Raw genomic sequence first — 16,556 nt, 5'->3', positions numbered from 1 at the left:
TACCACAAAAGTCAGCCGCTCTTCCCACGATTTTCATATCGGGGTTTCGGCTGAGACGCCATGGTGGTTTTCTTCGTATATCTCTGTATGCTATACAGAAAGCCCGGGATTCGCATGATACGAATCCGGGCTTCCACATTGTGTACTTTACTCAACCTCCACTAACCGGAGGAATAAACGCTACTTCGTCTCCATCTTTTAATGCTGCCGATCCAGCCGCGAACTCCTGATTAACAGCAACCATGGCCGCCGGTATACGCGGCACAAGCGCCGGATACCGCTCGCCAAGCCATCGCTTCACATCTTCTGTCGACATTCCTTCGTTCCACGATAATGTCAGGGTATCTTCGCCTGCTTCTTCCGCCATTGCCGCAAACAACTTCACTGTAATCATGTCTCATCCCCTCCAAACTCCGGCTTTCCGGTCGGATAGGCTGTCGTTTCCTTCTGATCGCCAATCCACGCTTCGCCGTCTTCCCAGTGCTCTTTCTTCCAGATTGGCACAATCTCTTTAATCCGCTCAATCGCATAGCGCGAATACTCATATGAATCGGCACGGTGCGGCGTGGCTACCGCAATGACGACCGCAATGTCGCTGATATCGAGCCGGCCGATGCGGTGTGTAATGGCAACGCGTGCATCCGGACACTTCTCCTGAATCTCTTGGCCGATGCGCGCCAGTTGGCCTTCCGCCATTTCTTTATAAGCGGCATATTCCAGATACATGGTCCGCTTGCCTTTTGTTAACTCCCGCACGGTTCCGACGAACAGATTCACTGCGCCGCAGTTCGGATGGATGATCTTGTTCATAACCTGTTCGACAGATATGGCTTGTTCGACAATTTCAAACAGTTTCATCGTGTCTCTCCTTTAACATACGCCAGCATCACGCCGGCAATGCTTTCGATATCGTTCACGTCATATTGCGGGTATACTATATCCGCAAACCTCTCCCAGCTTGCAACCGCCAGTACCGACGTTACGTCTGTCAGCAATTCCAGGTGCTCAGGATGACGCAAAACAACCACTTTTGGATAGTCTGCGAATTTGTATCCTTCGATCAGCACCATGTCCATCTCCCGGTACAAAGGGAGCAGTTCTTCAATCGAACGGTGCTCCTGAATAATCACGGCCGTTTTCTGTGCCGACGTAATCGAGACGATGGAAGCACCCGCTTCGCGGTGCTTCCATGTGTCCTTCCCCGGCTTATCGATATCAAAATCGTGCGCATCGTGTTTAATGGTTCCGATTCGCAAGCCCTGTGCCGTCAAATAGGCGAGCAGTTTGGTCACCAGCGTAGTCTTTCCACTGTTGGAATAGCCGACAACCTGCAGCACGGGCGGGGAGTGTTTTTCCAGTGCCATAGTGTCCCCTTCTATTCTCCGACATTGTAAGGAAGCATAAGAACGGTCACCGTGTCGCCCTTGGCAACACCGCTTCCGCCCGGCGGAATGCACATCAGGCAGTTAGCGTCCGTAATGTTGGTAACGACCCCCGATTTGTCCTGTCCCACCGGATAGACGACTGCTTTTCCGTCTTCGATCTTCCAGGAGCTGCGCACGTAGCGGGGGAACGAAGACGGCTTTTTCATATCGACGCCAAGCACTGCTTCCATCTCTTTGAGCCCCGTTTCCGGTTTTCCCTGCATCGCCTGCAGCAGCGGACGGACGAACAGTTCAAAACCGACAAAGCAGGCGCCCGGGTTGCCGGAAAGGCCGAAAATAAAGGCATCGTTGTAGCGGGCGGCCGAAGTAACACTGCCGGGCCGCATCGCGATTTTATTGAACAGCAAATCTACATCAAGCCGCTTGAACACTTCGACCATAATGTCGAAATCGCCTACCGATACGCCGCCCGAGGTAATCAGCATATCCGTTTCCTCAAGAATGGTAAGCACCCGCTCCACTGCTTCGTCCGGGTCATCCTGCAGGTTGCCGTATAGTACGGGGATGCCACCCGCCTGGCGCACCTGGCTTGCGGTCATATAGCTGTTGCTGTTGCGGATTTTGCCGTAGCGCAGCGGCTCTTCCGGCATGAGCAATTCCGATCCGGTCGCCAAAATTCCGATTCTCGGCAACTGGTATACCGGTACCTCCGCATAGCCGAATGTAGCGAGAATAGCCATCTCACCGGGACCAATCCGCTTGCCTGCTTCCACCAGCAGGTCGCCTGATTTCTTTTCTTCTCCCACCTCAATGACATTTTCTCCTGCCTTCATCTCTTTTTTCACGCCAACCACTTTCTCAACCCGCGCTTCATTCTCTGTCGTCATCTCGAACATGATGACACAGTCCGCACCTTCGGGAATGGCGGCCCCGGTCATAATGCGGGCCGCCTGTCCTTTGCCGACTGTAAAATCCGGTGCATCACCGCAGGCAATCGCACCGACAACTTCTAACTCTACCGGTTTCTCAAGCGATGCACCGGCCGTATCTTCCGCACGCACTGCAAAACCGTCATACGGCGACTTCGGAAAATGAGGCACGTCATTCGTGGCACGAATCGGCTCGGCCAGCCTACGTCCCTCACTCTCGGTCAACGGTACATGTTCAACTTTATTTTTTCCGGCGAACGCAAGAATACGCCGCTGGGCTTCCGCCACGGAAATCGGATCGCGATGAAATCTCATAGTCTCTCTCCTTTTTGAAATCGTTCATATTCTTGTATCGTGTTCATATTGCAAAAAGGATCCGGTGCAAAGTATGGTGTCGCATCCCATGCCTTCGCCCGTGCACCGTCGATTAAATTGAACATTCGCCTGCGGCCGTCCGAAAGCAGCGCCGCGGCCATCCGGGATAGGCGGCGGTGGTACAAAGCACATAGCGGATGCGCTCGTCCTCTCCACACCGGATAAATAATATCGTACTCTGTCTCAAGCATAGGAGCGTGGCTACACAGCCGGATAAGAACCTCTTCCGTCAGCGCGGGCATATCGCATGCTACTACTATCAGCACATCCGCCCCTGCGACGCGCATGGCAGTGGCGATGCCGCCAAGTGGTCCCTGTCCCGGGATGTCATCAGGATAGATGGGTACCTTATCCGGTATCATATCGAGCCGCTCCGGATGGTTGGACAAGATGATGCAGCGCTCCGTTACCCGGTCAAGCAGGCGCCATGTCCGTTCAATGAGCGGCCTTCCTTCAATCGTGAGCAGCTCTTTCGGCGTGCCCATCCGCGAGCTTTGCCCGCCGGCAAGAATAACCCCTTCCATCCAACGCGCTCCTTTTCTACCAATGGTTTCATCCTTTATTGTACCGTATTTCCGCCAACAAACCTACCGCAGCCGCACATAAGAAACAGCTTGTTTAGTGGCTCGCCGTTACTTTTAGACCGACAATGCCTGTTACGAGCAACAATAAAAAAACGATGCGCATCACGTCGCGCGACTCTCCTAGAAACAGCATGCCCACAATCACCGTACCCAGCGCGCCAATCCCCGTCCAGACTGCGTATGCCGTGCCGATCGGCAGCGTGCGCAGTGCCACGGACAGGAGATAAAAGCTAATCGCCATTCCGGCCACGGTAATGATCGTCGGATACAACCGGGTAAACCCCTGTGTATATTTCAATGAAATCGCCCACACCACTTCAAATAAACCGGCAAGAAATAAAAATACCCAAGCCATGTCGTTCTTGTTGCCTCCCCTTTACTTTTTATCTTTCGACTGGACCGTAACGCCCAGCCAGAATGTCTTCCATACGCTTTCAAGCCTTGCAGCGAAGTTCTTCCGCCCGTAATAAAATGCCTGGACAAACAGGCCGTCCATCAAGCAATAATACGAGGCAAGCAGATGATCCATCTCTTCCTGCCGGATGATGCCCTGCTTCATTCCTTCAGCAAAAATCTCACGCAGAATCGCGGATTGCGCTTCCTCGGAAGCGAGAAACTTCTCCCGCAGCTTCTCCTCCAGAAAATCGGGCGGAAACAGCATCGTTCGCTTGAAGAATGCCGTTCTCTCTTCATCCTGCAGGTAGTATGCACAGCTGTCTTTCAGGATGGCAAACAGCTTCTTCTCGACTGGATAGTCTTTGATTTCCCGGGCCAGCCGTTCGCTGTGCCGGATTTGATCCCACATCACGTCTGCAAATACAGCAAGAAAAAGGTCTTCCTTGCTCTTGAAATGCGCATAAATCGACGGTTTCTTAATCCCGACTTCCCGTGCGATATCAGAGAGTGACGTGCCTTCGTACCCGCCTCGTGCAAACAAAGGCAGCGCCGCCGCTTTGATTTTGTCCGCCGTCATAATGGACTTCCTCCCTACCTATCGTTAGTTAGGGGAAGTATAGCGTATTTCTGGATAAAAAGCAACGAAACCAGAATGCCCGGGCGAATTTTTGAAGCCCATGAAAAAACCGACCCCTTCTTCAAACGAAAGAGTCGGCTGAGACACCATGGTGGTTTTCTGTGAAAATCATGTACAAACAGCCATCTACATTTTCTGATTTTGAGCCAAAACAGAAGAAAGCAATCTCACTCTCTTCTTCTTTTCACCCGTATGCTTTTTCTCACTTCCACCCAGGCTATACCATTGCTTTGTCTATTGAAATCGTCGTGTACGCTTCTTCCAGTACACTTACCAGTTGGCTCATGCCATACTCGATTTTCTCCGGTACAGAGTGCGTGTAGTTCAGGCGGAATGTATTGTGCTTTGGATTCGATACGTAGAATGGAGCCCCCGGCACATAGGCTACGCCTTTCTCAATCGCCTTCGGAAGCAAATCTTTCGTGTTGATGCTCTCATGCAGTTCCAACCAGAAGAACATGCCGCCCTGCGGAATCACGTAGCTAAGGCCTGGCAGGTTGAGACGCTGCAATTGACCGAGCATAACATGCATTCTCTCTTTATATACACTGCGCAGGCCGGCAATGTGCGCATCCAGGTCAAAATCGCGCAGCAAACAGTACAGCGCCTGCTGGTCAATAGAGCTGGAGTGAAGGTCGGCGGCCTGCTTGGCCTGTGCCATCATACGGATAATTTGATACGGTCCCATAACCCAGCCGGTGCGAAGCGCAGGTACCACCGTCTTTGAGAACGTACTGGTGTACAGCACGGTTTCCCCATTATCAAGCGCTGCGATCGGCGTATAGCCGGATGCCTCATCGAACAGGATTTCACCGTACGGATCATCTTCAAAAATGATGACATTATATTTCTTCGCAAGCCGCAGCAAGTGCTCCCGCCGCTCGAGCGACCATACATTGCCGCGCGGATTTGAGAACGTCGGCACGACGTAGACAAATTTCGGTGCGTAGGTCTTCATCTTTTCTTCCAGATCTTCCGGCAGCATACCCGATGCATCGGAATCGACTGCAACTACCTTCGCTTCGTATGATTGGAATACCTGCAGTGCCGCCAGGTATGTAGGATTCTCTGTAAGAACAATATCGCCCGGATTTAGCATAACGCGGGCAAACAGGTCGATCGCCTGCTGAGAACCGGTCGTCAGCAAAATATTCTGCGCATCCATGCGGATCTGCTTGCGCACGGCCATCCGGTCTGCAATCGCTTCACGCAGCGGAGTGAATCCTTCCGTTAAGCCATACTGCATCGTATGTTTCCCGCCTTCGAATACCCGCTTGTACGCTTCCTCTACCGCGGCGAGAGGAAACAAGTCGTCGTCAGGAAGTCCGCCGGCGAACGAGATAATATTCCCCTGGCTAATCACTTTGAGAATGTCTCGCACCGCTGAAGATTCAAAATTCCGGGTTCTTTGTGCAAAAGCGTACTTCATTGTCCAGCCACCTCGATTAATTTGCTTTTTTAAATATTAAAAATACATTAAACCTTTTATGCGAGATTGGCAAGACTTTTGCTTATTTTTCAGGAGATTTCGGAATAAACCGGAAGCGGCTGCCCATCGTGTCGGCATAATCCGTGTGTTGTGCAAGTCCCGTTTCTTCGATGCGAATGCGGTGGCGCAGCATCAGTGCGTTCGATAGGCTAAATAAAATGCACGTTACATACGCTTGAAACAAAAGCGGAATCAAAGCGATTTCTAAAATGACGACCGTGTAATTCGGATGCCGCAGGAAACGGTATGGTCCCTGCTTGACCACCTCTCCCCCCGGCACGAATATAATGCGGGTATTCCAGTAAGGGCCGAGCGAGATAATGGCCCAATAACGGATGATCTGTACGGTGATAAGGACAAAAACAATGAGCGGCCACCGATTCGACAGCGGATAGCCGCGCAGTGCGGCTTCCGCCCATAAGCTTACAAAAAAAACGGTATGGAGAAGAACCATCAACGGATAATGATCGGCTCCGATCTCCACGCCACCCCGGCTCTCCATCCACTCCCGGTTTCGCTTGGCGACTCTCAACTCCAGCAAACGCTGGGAGATAATCAACAGAAAAACGAGATAAAATACAGGCATTCATCCCTCATCCTTTCACCAATAGCATCTCAGAGCTAAAGCCCGGCCCCAGTGCGGTTACAATGCCATACTCCCCCGGCGCGATTCCTTGCTCAAGGAACGCTTGAAGCACGAACAGCACAGTAACCGACGACATATTACCAAACCGATGTAAAACATCCAGCGCATGGAAAAAATAAGCGAGCTCGACCCCTACCACTTCGGCGTAAGCCTCAATGACTTTCCTGCCGCCCGGATGCGCGATAAAATGCCGGATATCACGTCCGGTCAGACCGTGCCGCTCCAGAAATTCCATTAAGCCGGGCTTGAGAAGCTGGCATACAATCGCAGGAATGTCGCGCGAGAAAATAACTTTAAGACCGTGCTCGTTGATGTCCCAGCCCATTACGTCCCGGGTGTCCGGCCAGAGTGTACTCATCGTGTCAACGACCTGGATTTTCTTCTCTGAAGCCCTGACACAGGCCTCCCCTTCCACCAGCACCGCTGCCGCACCGTCGGCGAACAGGGAAGTCGCAACCAGATTGCTCTTGGACTTATCTTCACGCTGAAACGTCAGTCCACAGCATTCCACCGCAATCAAAAGCACACATTCATCCGGATATGCGGTGACGTAATCTATGGCACGGGAAAGCCCGGCCGCTCCACCCGCGCACCCTAACCCCCAAATCGGCGTTCGCTTTGTGTACACCCCCATCTTCAATTCATTAATGATGCGGGAATCAATGCTTGGCGTGGCAATTCCTGTAGTCGAAACAAAAAAGAGGTGGTCAATATCGCTCACGCTTTTGCCGGCGCGATTAAGGCAATCTTTTGCGGCTTCTACGCCAAGCCGGACCGCCCATTCCTGAAACAACGCATTCTTCTCGGCGAATGTATGTGATTGACCGAACCATTCCAACGGTACGCAGAAATGACGGGTTTTAACCTGACCGTTATGAAAAATGGGGAGGAGGCGGTCGATATCGCGGAACGAATCGGCGAACAGGCGGCGCACAAAGTCGCGAATCTCATCCTGCCGCAAAATGTGAGGAGGTACGGCGGTTCCTACTGCAGTGATATGGGGCAAATCGCATCGCTCCTTTATACAGCATGTAATTTGGAACAAAATAGAAAAAGATCATACATTTCTTATTTATACCCATAACACTTTAAAGAAAAACGGAAGGAAAATGAGAAACGATTCTGCAATCCGCACCAAAAAAGGCGCTTGGATAAGCGCCTTTTTTATGTGTACATTCTCCATATTATCGCTGTGCCGCTATCTCTTCCATGACATGCTCCGGCAGAATCAGCTGGTCGATCCCCAGCATGTCCGCCACTTCATCCCGGCTGTATCCCTGAATCAGCTTATGGACCACGAACGTATTACGCAGCTTCTGTGCATGAATGTGCAAACCTGCTTTCTTACCCAATGTATTTAAAATAAACTGCATGCTCCTCGGGCTCATCCGCTCACCCTGCCGCGACGTAAATACGAACGTTGCATCCTCCGAAAGCCCTTTATGTGTGCGTAAATAGCGCGCTTCGCGCTCGTTGAGCACGATCCGCCGTATATTGCCAAGCGAGATGCCAACAATGGCAGAGTCCCCCTGCCAGACGATTTCGCTCCATAATAAGTTGGAAGCCTCTTGAATGCGCAGTCCTCCCCAGAGAAACAGGGTGACAAGCGCCATGTTGCGCGCATATACTTTTTCGTTATTTTTTGCGGCTGCATCCTGTCCAATTGTGTGAAACAAGAAGTCTATTTCATCATCTGATAAAGAAAATGCCTGCTCCTCCTTCACATCCGGACGTCGCTTCAATTTGGCGCACGGGTCAAGGCCGATGACGCCCTTCAACCATAGAAAGTGAAAATAGGACTTGAGCGCGGAGATTTTCTTGTTGACCGTTGATACCTGCCGCCCCGCCTTCAGCTCTTCCTCGATAAACTGGGTCACGGTGGAGTAGCCGATATCATGCAGCTCCATATGCGGATGTACCCGCCCGAGCCAGGCAAAAAAAATAGTCATCTCCATCATATAAGAATGAATAGTGAGGTCGGCCCGCATTTGTTCCATTAAATATTTTTCGTATTCATTATGGTATCCGAAACGGAAAATCATTGGTTCCTCCGTTTTTTATACGTAGTATTTTAATACCTTTATTTTACTTGAAGTTTTACTCATTCTCAACTTTTTCCTATCGACATATCCCCTTAATTTCATCAAATATTCTATATATTTAGACAAAATAATCCTATTATCTCAAGACATGTAAAGCGGTTTTTGAAATGATTTGGCGCATACAGTGTTTACCGTCTCCGAGACGATTGAGCCTTATCTGGTCCGCAACCTCATGCCGGATTACCAATAAAACCGAAGAAAATACCCAAAAGAGCCGGAAGGAAACATGCCCTTCCGGCTCTTTCATTTTAGATATGTACGGCCGCCCCTGTGGCGGCACGCACCGCTTCCTGAATGGCTTCCGCAAGCGTCGGGTGCGCGGCTAAGAAGTCTCCCATCGTATCCACCGTCATTTCCGTATACATGATAAGCGTTCCCTGGCCAATCAGCTCCGTTGCGCGCGGTCCTACGATCGAGATACCGAGAATCTCCTGGAATGACGGCTCCGTAATGACTTTCACTTTTCCGGTTTGTTCTTGAAGAATGAGCGCTTTACCATTGGCATGGAAGGAAAACTCGCCAATACGAACATCGCCGTACTTGGCCCGCGCTTGCCGTTCGGTCAATCCGACACCGGCAACTTCCGGCCATGTATAGATGCAGCGCGGAATGGTTCGGTGGTTGACCTGACGCGACATTCCACAGGCGTTCAGTGCGGCGATCTCCCCTTCATGAAAGGCAAGATGGGCCAGTTGAACACCTCCTACGATATCGCCACATGCGTAAATATGAGGTATGTTCGTCCGCATCTCTTCATCTACTTCAATGCCGTGTTCCGTATACATGATACCGGCGCGATCAAGTCCAAGCTGTTCCGTACGGGGCTTGCGACCAATAGCCACCAGTACGCAGTCAGCCTGCTTCTCGATCCTCACCTCTCCCTGCCGGATTACAGCCAATCGGTTCGCTTTATCCAACTCTTCCAGCCGTGCGGACGCATAGACGGTTACTCCGTCTTTTTTCAGCTGTGCCTGAAGCGTTTCAGCGATATCGGCGTCTTCCTCCGGTAGAATGTGATCTCCCATCTCTATCACCGTGACCTCGCAGCCCATTCGACTATAAATGCTGGCAAACTCGCAGCCGATGACACCTCCGCCAACAATGACGAGCGATTCCGGTAGCTTAGACAGAGCGATGGCATGCTTGCTGTGCAGAATCCATTCCCCGTCAAACGGGGCGAACGGCAGCGCAATCGGCTCCGAGCCTGCAGCAATAATATAGCGATTTGCCGCAATCTCTTGTGTGCCTTCCTTCGTTTCGACTTGAAGCAAATGATCGTTTACGAACGACGCCGTTCCCCGGATGACCTCAATTCTATTCTTTTTCATTAAATGCCGTACGCCGAGGACAAGTTTTTTGACCGTGTTGTCTTTGTACTGCTGTACGCGCCTCCAGTCGATCCGCACTTCCTCTTCCGGCAAGGAGATGCCGAAGCGTTTCGCACGCTTTACATTTCCATATATCTCGGCGCTCTCAAGCAGCGACTTGGTTGGCATACAGCCTTCGTTTAAGCACGTGCCGCCAAGTTCCGCTTCTTCGATAAGCACGACGTGTTTGTCCTGACGGGCCGCCGTTATGGCTGCGACATACCCCGCCGGACCGCCGCCGATAATCGCAATCGTATCCACTTGTCTCCCCCTTACAATAGCATCCTGTACGGATGTTCAAGATAATCTTTAACCGTTTCAAGAAATGCAGCTGCGGGTGCTCCGTCCAAGACACGATGATCAAACGTCAGGCTAAGCGGGAGCAGACTGCGCCGATGCAACAGATCATCGATGTATACGGGCATATCATGGGCCGCACCAATACCGAGAATCCCTGCTTCCGGCGGATTCAAGATAGGGGTAAACGTCTCGATGCTGTAAGAGCCAAGATTGGTAAGCGTAAAGGTTGATCCTGCCATCTCTTCCGAACTAAGCTGATTCTCTCTGGCCCGCCGGCTCAATGTGCGAATTGCACGGGACAACTCCAGCACCGACATCTGTTCTGCATAGCGAATCACCGGAACGACCAGCCCGTTTTCCAGTGCAACCGCAATGCCAAGATGGACATGAGCGTATGTCTCAATTCCGCTTTCTGTGTACGCACTGTTCATACGAGGATGTTTCACAAGCGCGAGCACTACTGCCCGGGCAATAAAATCGGTCACCGTCAACTTATCTTCCACTTTCGGCCGACTCTCCACCTCAAGAGCGGCCTGCTTTTTGAGCGTCAATAAATCCGTGACGTCCGCCCGTGTCGTCATTGTCAACTGCGCGCTGTCCCGCAAGCTTTCATGCATACGCTGCGCGATGACTTTGCGCATACCGATCACAGGTGCTGTTTTCGTCTCTTCTTTAGGAGATGTGTTCTCACGACGCGCATCCAGCAAGACGACCTGCCGTGCGGCTGCCGCTTCGGCTTTTTTTTGCTGTTCGATTGCCTGCTCTACATCTTCTTTTGTAATACGACCGCCTGGCCCCGTTCCGTTAAGATTCTCGATATTCAATCCGGCGGCTTCCGCCATTTTGCGCGCAACGGGCGAAATTTTCACGCCGCTTTTTCTGGATGCGAAAGCGCTGATTTGGCCACTATCCGGTTTCGATTTAGGCTGACTTACTTCGGTAGTGAAGGACTTTACCGCTTCCCTTCTCTCAATCTTCTCTCCAGGTTGGCCGATATGGCCAAGTACAGTGCCAATCGGTACCACTTCTCCGGCTTCGACGACAATATCAAGCAGTACCCCGTCCCCGGATGCTTCTACTTCCATCTCAATCTTTTCCGAACTGATAACGACAACGACATCTCCCTTAGCTACCTCATCGCCCTCTGCCTTTTTCCATTCAACGACCGTACCTTCTTTCATTCCCATGCCCAGCTTCGGCATGATTACATTTACCGCCAATGTCTCACCCTCCCTTGAGATCGGAAGGCAGGGCATCCTGCCTTCCTGTTATCCGTCCTTATTTGCTTATACAGCCAGAATCGATTCGTCGCCAATCAACTCGGAGACTGCCTTGATAACCTTCTGCGCATTTGGCAGATAAATATCTTCAAGCACCGGTGAGAACGGCACCGGCGTATGCGGTCCGGTAATCAGCTTAATCGGCGCATCCAGCGAGTCGAATCCTTTATCCGCTACAAGCGCCGAGATGTCTGTAGCGGCACTGCAGCGCGGATTCGCTTCATCGATGATGATAAGGCGGTTGGTCTTTGCTACCGAACCGAGAATCGTATCTTCATCCAGCGGTGAAAGGCTGCGCGGGTCGACAACCTCGGCTTCGATTCCTCGCACGGCCAGCTGCTCTGCCGCCTCCAGTGCGGTGTGTACCTGCTTACCGATGGCTACGATCGTAATGTCCGCTCCTTCCCGTTTGATGTCGGCCTTGCCAAGCGGGACGATGTATTTTGCATCCGGCACTTCGCCTTTCATGTTATAGAGCGTTTTATCTTCGAAGAAAATGACCGGGTCGTTGTCTTCGATTGACGCTAGCAGCAGCCCTTTTGCATCATACGGCGTGGATGGCACAACAACCTTAATGCCCGGAATATGAGTAAACATTCCATACAGACTCTGCGAATGCTGTGCCGCCGCCCGATATCCAGCCCCGTGCATCGTGCGAATCGTCACCGGAACCTGCGCTTTCCCTCCAAACATATAGCGCAGCTTGGCGCCCTGATTCATTACCTGGTCGAGGCAGCAGCCAATAAAATCATTGAACATTAGCTCTGCAATCGGACGTAGTCCCGTCGCCGCAGCCGTCACTGCAGCTCCGATGTATGCTGCTTCGCTAATCGGCGTATCTAGTACCCGCATGCGGCCAAACTCTTGAACCAGACCTTTCGTGACACCCATCACGCCCCCCCAGGCTTCGTCCTCCAGCAAGTGTTCCACATCCGCACCGCCGGCCACGTCTTCTCCCATTAAGATCACGTCAGGATTTTCCCGCATCGCTGTCTGCATCGCTTCCCGTACCGCTTCCGCAAAAGTAATTTCTCTTGTCATCACGAGCACCTCCGTTTTCGATTTGGTAGATTAATAGGATACGTACACATCGGTATACAAATCGTCTTCGCCAGGATACGGACTCTGCTCGGCGAAGGCGACCGCCCGTTCCACCGCTTCGTCTACCTGCGTATCAATCTCATCCATCTCCGCTTCAGACATGAGATTTTGCTTGAGAAGGTAATTTCTGAACAGTCCGATCGCATCCTGCTCGTTCAAGTGCCCGCGCCGCTCTTCTTCAACTTTGTATGTTTGCGCGTCTCCTTCGAAGTGACCGTAATTACGGTAGGTTTTGCATTCGATAAGTGTAGGGCCTTCTCCGCGGCGCGCCCGTTCCACCGCTTCTTTGGCGGCACGGTACACCGCCATCGTATCTTTGCCATCAACAACGACGCTTGGAATATTATATGCCGCCGCCCGATCGGCAATATTGGTGCAGCTGGACGCATAGTGAAACGGCGTCGCTTCGGCATAGCCGTTGTTCTCGGCGACGAATACAACCGGCAGCTTCCAAATAGAAGCAAGATTGATGCCTTCATGGAATGTGCCTTCATTGTTAGCTCCGTCACCGAAAAAGCAGACGGTCACCGCGCCGGTTTGCTTAATTTTCGCCGTCAGGGCCGAGCCGCAGGCCAGCGGGAAGCCGCCGCCGACAATGCCGTTGGCGCCAAGCATGCCTTTGCTGACATCGGCAATGTGCATAGAGCCGCCCTTGCCTTTGCAAAGGCCTGTCGCTTTGCCGTACAATTCGGCCATCATGCCGTCCAGGTCACAGCCTTTGGCAATGCAATGCCCGTGACCGCGGTGCGTGCTGGTGATGCTGTCATTGTCGTCGAGGTGTGCGCATACGCCGACCGCTACCGCTTCCTCCCCGGCGTACAGGTGAACAAACCCGGGAAGCTTCCCTTCTCCGAACAAACCATGCACCCGATCTTCAAACTTGCGAATTTCCATCACTTTTTGATACATCCACTGCGCCTGCTCTTTCGACAGTTCCTGGTTTTGTGTCTGTGCCATACTCATACAAAGCGCCTCCTTCTATCAAAATGGATAAGAAACAAAGAAGCCACACCTAAAGCAGATGAACAATCTGTTTGCCTTATTTATGTGCAAATAGCATGCCAACTTGATAACGCTTACAAATCAAGGCTTTTGTGTTTCTTTACAAGTACAAACCGGGATAAAATGAGAAACGGTCTTAGATTGTCTCATTTTGTCTCAATTTGTCCACAGGGGAATTACAGCCGTCTCAAGCATTCATGAAACAAAAAGGGAACGGTCTCCCGCTCCCATTTACAAATTGAATTTTTTCACTTTTCGGTATAAAGTGCTGCGGGGAATATCCATCAGCCGTGCCGCCAGCCGTACGTTCCCTCCTGTCTTGCGCAGCGCCTGCATAATCTCCCGACGCTCAAGCTCTTCCCGATAAGTTAGACCGGTCGGTATTTTCACTCCTGCTGATTCTGTTGCTGAATCCTGTGGAACATCGATTTCCGTCTCTTCCGGAAGCATAAAATCCTCCATGCTCGGAACTCCTCCTCCTGCCGCAATTCGCATCCGCTCCAGCACATTGAATAGCTCCCGAATATTTCCGGGCCACCGATACATCGTAAGCCGTTCCATAATGTCCTTCGGAAATACAGCACACCAACCGGATTCACGGCAGAAATGGCGGATAAGATCGGGAATGTCTTCGCGGCGTTCCCTAAGCGGCGGTACGTGTAGCGGAACGACATACAACCGATAAAACAAATCTTCACGAAATTTCCCGTCCCGGACCATTTGCTGCAAATTGCGGTGCGTGGCCGTCACAATCCGAATATCGAGCGGCACCGATCTGTCCGCACCAACCGGTGTAATTTCCCTCTCCTGCAGCGCACGCAGAAGCGCCACCTGCATGGCCGGAGGAATTTCTCCGATTTCGTCCAGAAAAAGCGTCCCGCCGTTGGCCTGCTCCAGCCTGCCTTTGCGGCCATTCCGCCGCGCGCCGGTAAAAGCCCCGTCCGCATACCCGAACAGTTCGCTTTCGAGCAGATCAGGTGCAATAGCGCCACAGTTCACCGCTATAAACGGTCCGTCCCGCCGCGAACTGTTTTCATGAAGCGCACGAGCAATCAATTCCTTTCCTGTCCCGCTTTCCCCCTGGATGTGTACCGTAGCATCCGTTTCCGCCGCCCGTCTCGTTTCCGTCAGCAGTTTTTGAAAACGCTTACTTTTTCCGGTAACCCCGTTAAAACAAAATGCCGACGAAGATGCAAATGAAACGGCGGAAGAAGCCGTCTGCTCCGCTAGCACCAGGCAACTGCCAAGCAAACGGTTACCAGATGCGGAATAAAGCGGCGTGCGCGCGCGCTCGTTGTATCCGTTCTCATTCAATACGGCGGCGGCACTTTTTCCCGTACAGAAAACATCCCGCTCTCGGACGGCCGCGCTTGCCGCAATGACACGGTCGTTCCGGTCGCAAATCAATAGCGGAGCGGGAGAAGAAAGCGAGCCGCAGGCCAACTGTAAAAGCTCCAGCCGATCCTGCTGTGCTTGCATTTTCCATTCCTGTTCAATTACATAGGCGCAGGAAACGACGGCACCGAGCGTATGAGGATGAGCCGTCTGTGCAGGTCCGGAAATATCAAGTACGCCGAGTATTTTACCCTGCTCGCCACGGATCGGAGCTGCCGAGCATGTCCAGCTGTGTGATACAATTGAAAAATGCTCGGCTCCCGTAAGCGCGATGGCTTCCCCGGTACGGAGGGCGGTACCGATCGCATTGGTCCCTACTTCTTCTTCCGTCCATTTTACACCTTCGACAAAGTTGATGGTTTGCGCAAACTGCCGAATGTCCCCGTCCCCGTATAGCGCCAATACATATCCGTCGGGGTCGACGAGCAGCACCAATGAACCCGAGCCGCGGATGGATGCATATAATTTCTTCACGTAAGGCAAGGCAATATCCAGCAGATTAAGATTGTCCCGTCTGCGTTCCGTTAACTCATCCGGTTCGAGCACGTGCGGCGCTTTCTCCAGATATGGATTTACGCCGGCCCGCTGACACAGTGCCCATGACTCCGAAATACGGGCGTGCAGGCGTGATTCGTCCAGCACACCTTCCTGCACAAACCTTTCCCACTGACGCTGCGATACCATTTCCGTTATCAACTCACAGCACCATCCTTTGCGCATAATCATTTCCATTCTTATGTTATCTGAAATTTCTGTTTTATTCAACCGAACAAAAGTATCTCTTTCTAGCTTTCATACATCATTTTCCGGGTCATACCGCCATCGATGATAAGGTTCTCGCCGTTAATGAATTCGTTATCCACACTCGTTAAATACAAGCAGGCGCGTGCAATGTCTTCCGGCTTGCCGACCCGCTTGGATGGATGCTGCTTATGATCGATATCACGCAGTCCTTCGTAATCATGCGCCTCAATCCAGCCCGGACTGATGGCATTCACCTGAATATGGTCCTCGGCAAATGAAAGCGCCAGCGCATGCGTTAATGCAAAGATGCCTCCCTTGGATGCCGCATACGCTTCCGAATCCGGCTCGGACATGAATGCGCGCGTTGATGCGATGTTGACGATAGATCCTCCGCCGTTCTTGCGCATGACTTTCGCGGCTTCGCGTGCCCCTAAGAATACGCCGCGCAAATTAATGTTAATGATTTCGTCCCATTCTTCAACCGTTATCTCATATGGGGACATAAAGCGCGAAACCCCCGCGTTATTAATCATAATATCCAATCGGCCATACCAGGCCTCAACCTGTTTTATCAGCGCTTCAATCTGTTCCGGCTGACTTACGTCGGTCAACACGAACCGCGCCTCGCCTCCCGCTTCGTGAATCGACGCTTCCACCCGCCTGCCTTCATTCTCGTTCCGATCGGCCAGTACAACTTTGGCGCCGTGGTCCGCGTATGCGCGGGCGACTCCTTCACCGATTCCCTGCCCTGCTCCGGTTACGACAACAATTTTGTCCGTAAAATCAAATGAGATCATTCTATCTTCTCCTTTTCTATTCTCATG

At 51.9% G+C, this 16,556-nt stretch carries 17 protein-coding genes; all 17 read right to left on the bottom strand.

What is annotated here, in order from left to right:
* Positions 1–151: 151 nt before the first annotated feature.
* Positions 152–394: a molybdopterin converting factor subunit 1 gene (moaD, locus tag ADA01nite_RS07290; protein WP_146809282.1), complete on the bottom strand. Its 243-nt coding sequence runs from the start codon at positions 392–394 to the stop codon at positions 152–154.
* On the bottom strand, positions 391–858 hold the full coding sequence (locus tag ADA01nite_RS07285) for a molybdenum cofactor biosynthesis protein MoaE (protein ID WP_146809281.1): 468 nt from the start codon (positions 856–858) through the stop codon (positions 391–393). Before ADA01nite_RS07285 ends, moaD begins: the two co-directional genes overlap by 4 nt.
* Entirely contained in the window at positions 855–1,364 is a 510-nt protein-coding gene (gene mobB / locus ADA01nite_RS07280; RefSeq protein WP_146809280.1) for a molybdopterin-guanine dinucleotide biosynthesis protein B, read from the bottom strand. Before mobB ends, ADA01nite_RS07285 begins: the two co-directional genes overlap by 4 nt.
* Positions 1,365–1,375: 11 nt before the next feature.
* Positions 1,376–2,629, bottom strand: a complete 1,254-nt coding sequence (locus ADA01nite_RS07275; protein WP_146809279.1) for a molybdopterin molybdotransferase MoeA — start codon at positions 2,627–2,629, stop codon at positions 1,376–1,378.
* On the bottom strand, positions 2,626–3,213 hold the full coding sequence (mobA, locus tag ADA01nite_RS07270) for a molybdenum cofactor guanylyltransferase (RefSeq protein WP_146809278.1): 588 nt from the start codon (positions 3,211–3,213) through the stop codon (positions 2,626–2,628). Before mobA ends, ADA01nite_RS07275 begins: the two co-directional genes overlap by 4 nt.
* A gap of 94 nt (positions 3,214–3,307) precedes the next feature.
* Positions 3,308–3,628, bottom strand: coding sequence for a quaternary ammonium compound efflux SMR transporter SugE (gene sugE, locus ADA01nite_RS07265; RefSeq protein WP_146809277.1), 321 nt, complete (start codon positions 3,626–3,628; stop codon positions 3,308–3,310).
* A gap of 21 nt (positions 3,629–3,649) precedes the next feature.
* Positions 3,650–4,246 carry a TetR/AcrR family transcriptional regulator gene (locus tag ADA01nite_RS07260; protein ID WP_146809276.1) on the bottom strand — a complete coding sequence of 199 codons (597 nt, stop codon included), beginning with the start codon at positions 4,244–4,246 and terminating at the stop codon, positions 3,650–3,652.
* Positions 4,247–4,523: 277 nt separating this feature from the next.
* Positions 4,524–5,735, bottom strand: coding sequence for an aminotransferase-like domain-containing protein (locus ADA01nite_RS07255; protein WP_146809275.1), 1,212 nt, complete (start codon positions 5,733–5,735; stop codon positions 4,524–4,526).
* A gap of 82 nt (positions 5,736–5,817) precedes the next feature.
* A complete protein-coding gene (locus ADA01nite_RS07250) occupies positions 5,818–6,381 on the bottom strand; it encodes an isoprenylcysteine carboxyl methyltransferase family protein (RefSeq protein WP_146809274.1) in 564 nt (187 codons plus the stop codon).
* A gap of 7 nt (positions 6,382–6,388) precedes the next feature.
* Positions 6,389–7,447: a type III polyketide synthase gene (locus ADA01nite_RS07245; RefSeq protein ID WP_146809273.1), complete on the bottom strand. Its 1,059-nt coding sequence runs from the start codon at positions 7,445–7,447 to the stop codon at positions 6,389–6,391.
* A 178-nt stretch (positions 7,448–7,625) separates the two neighbouring features.
* Complete coding sequence (locus tag ADA01nite_RS07240; protein ID WP_146809272.1) at positions 7,626–8,483, bottom strand: tyrosine-type recombinase/integrase; 858 nt, start codon at positions 8,481–8,483, stop codon at positions 7,626–7,628.
* A 308-nt stretch (positions 8,484–8,791) separates the two neighbouring features.
* Positions 8,792–10,171: a dihydrolipoyl dehydrogenase gene (lpdA, locus tag ADA01nite_RS07235; protein WP_146809271.1), complete on the bottom strand. Its 1,380-nt coding sequence runs from the start codon at positions 10,169–10,171 to the stop codon at positions 8,792–8,794.
* An 11-nt stretch (positions 10,172–10,182) separates the two neighbouring features.
* Positions 10,183–11,430 (bottom strand): dihydrolipoamide acetyltransferase family protein, encoded by a 1,248-nt coding sequence (locus tag ADA01nite_RS07230; protein WP_146809270.1) that lies wholly within the window; start codon positions 11,428–11,430, stop codon positions 10,183–10,185.
* Between the two features lie 66 nt (positions 11,431–11,496).
* Complete coding sequence (locus ADA01nite_RS07225) at positions 11,497–12,531, bottom strand: alpha-ketoacid dehydrogenase subunit beta (protein WP_146809286.1); 1,035 nt, start codon at positions 12,529–12,531, stop codon at positions 11,497–11,499.
* Between the two features lie 30 nt (positions 12,532–12,561).
* Complete coding sequence (locus ADA01nite_RS07220; RefSeq protein WP_146809269.1) at positions 12,562–13,554, bottom strand: thiamine pyrophosphate-dependent dehydrogenase E1 component subunit alpha; 993 nt, start codon at positions 13,552–13,554, stop codon at positions 12,562–12,564.
* A gap of 270 nt (positions 13,555–13,824) precedes the next feature.
* On the bottom strand, positions 13,825–15,684 hold the full coding sequence (locus ADA01nite_RS07215) for a sigma-54-dependent Fis family transcriptional regulator (protein ID WP_146809268.1): 1,860 nt from the start codon (positions 15,682–15,684) through the stop codon (positions 13,825–13,827).
* 89 nt (positions 15,685–15,773) lie between these two features.
* Entirely contained in the window at positions 15,774–16,529 is a 756-nt protein-coding gene (locus ADA01nite_RS07210) for an SDR family NAD(P)-dependent oxidoreductase (RefSeq protein WP_146809267.1), read from the bottom strand.
* Positions 16,530–16,556 lie beyond the last annotated feature (27 nt).

Origin of the sequence: Aneurinibacillus danicus (assembly GCF_007991215.1) — a bacterium.
Lineage (GTDB): Bacteria > Bacillota > Bacilli > Aneurinibacillales > Aneurinibacillaceae > Aneurinibacillus > Aneurinibacillus danicus.
Note: the sequence above shows the minus strand (reverse complement) of the source record. Positions and strands in the feature narration are given on the sequence as shown.

What these genes read in the sequence shown, in the direction of transcription:
- moaD (WP_146809282.1), bottom strand. Translation starts at nt 394, where the DNA reads ATGATTACAGTGAAGTTGTTTGCGGCAATGGCGGAAGAAGCAGGCGAA.
- ADA01nite_RS07285 (WP_146809281.1), bottom strand. Translation starts at nt 858, where the DNA reads ATGAAACTGTTTGAAATTGTCGAACAAGCCATATCTGTCGAACAGGTT.
- mobB (WP_146809280.1), bottom strand. Translation starts at nt 1,364, where the DNA reads ATGGCACTGGAAAAACACTCCCCGCCCGTGCTGCAGGTTGTCGGCTAT.
- ADA01nite_RS07275 (WP_146809279.1), bottom strand. Translation starts at nt 2,629, where the DNA reads ATGAGATTTCATCGCGATCCGATTTCCGTGGCGGAAGCCCAGCGGCGT.
- mobA (WP_146809278.1), bottom strand. Translation starts at nt 3,213, where the DNA reads ATGGAAGGGGTTATTCTTGCCGGCGGGCAAAGCTCGCGGATGGGCACG.
- sugE (WP_146809277.1), bottom strand. Translation starts at nt 3,628, where the DNA reads ATGGCTTGGGTATTTTTATTTCTTGCCGGTTTATTTGAAGTGGTGTGG.
- ADA01nite_RS07260 (WP_146809276.1), bottom strand. Translation starts at nt 4,246, where the DNA reads ATGACGGCGGACAAAATCAAAGCGGCGGCGCTGCCTTTGTTTGCACGA.
- ADA01nite_RS07255 (WP_146809275.1), bottom strand. Translation starts at nt 5,735, where the DNA reads ATGAAGTACGCTTTTGCACAAAGAACCCGGAATTTTGAATCTTCAGCG.
- ADA01nite_RS07250 (WP_146809274.1), bottom strand. Translation starts at nt 6,381, where the DNA reads ATGCCTGTATTTTATCTCGTTTTTCTGTTGATTATCTCCCAGCGTTTG.
- ADA01nite_RS07240 (WP_146809272.1), bottom strand. Translation starts at nt 8,483, where the DNA reads ATGATTTTCCGTTTCGGATACCATAATGAATACGAAAAATATTTAATG.
- ADA01nite_RS07225 (WP_146809286.1), bottom strand. Translation starts at nt 12,531, where the DNA reads ATGACAAGAGAAATTACTTTTGCGGAAGCGGTACGGGAAGCGATGCAG.
- ADA01nite_RS07220 (WP_146809269.1), bottom strand. Translation starts at nt 13,554, where the DNA reads ATGAGTATGGCACAGACACAAAACCAGGAACTGTCGAAAGAGCAGGCG.
- ADA01nite_RS07210 (WP_146809267.1), bottom strand. Translation starts at nt 16,529, where the DNA reads ATGATCTCATTTGATTTTACGGACAAAATTGTTGTCGTAACCGGAGCA.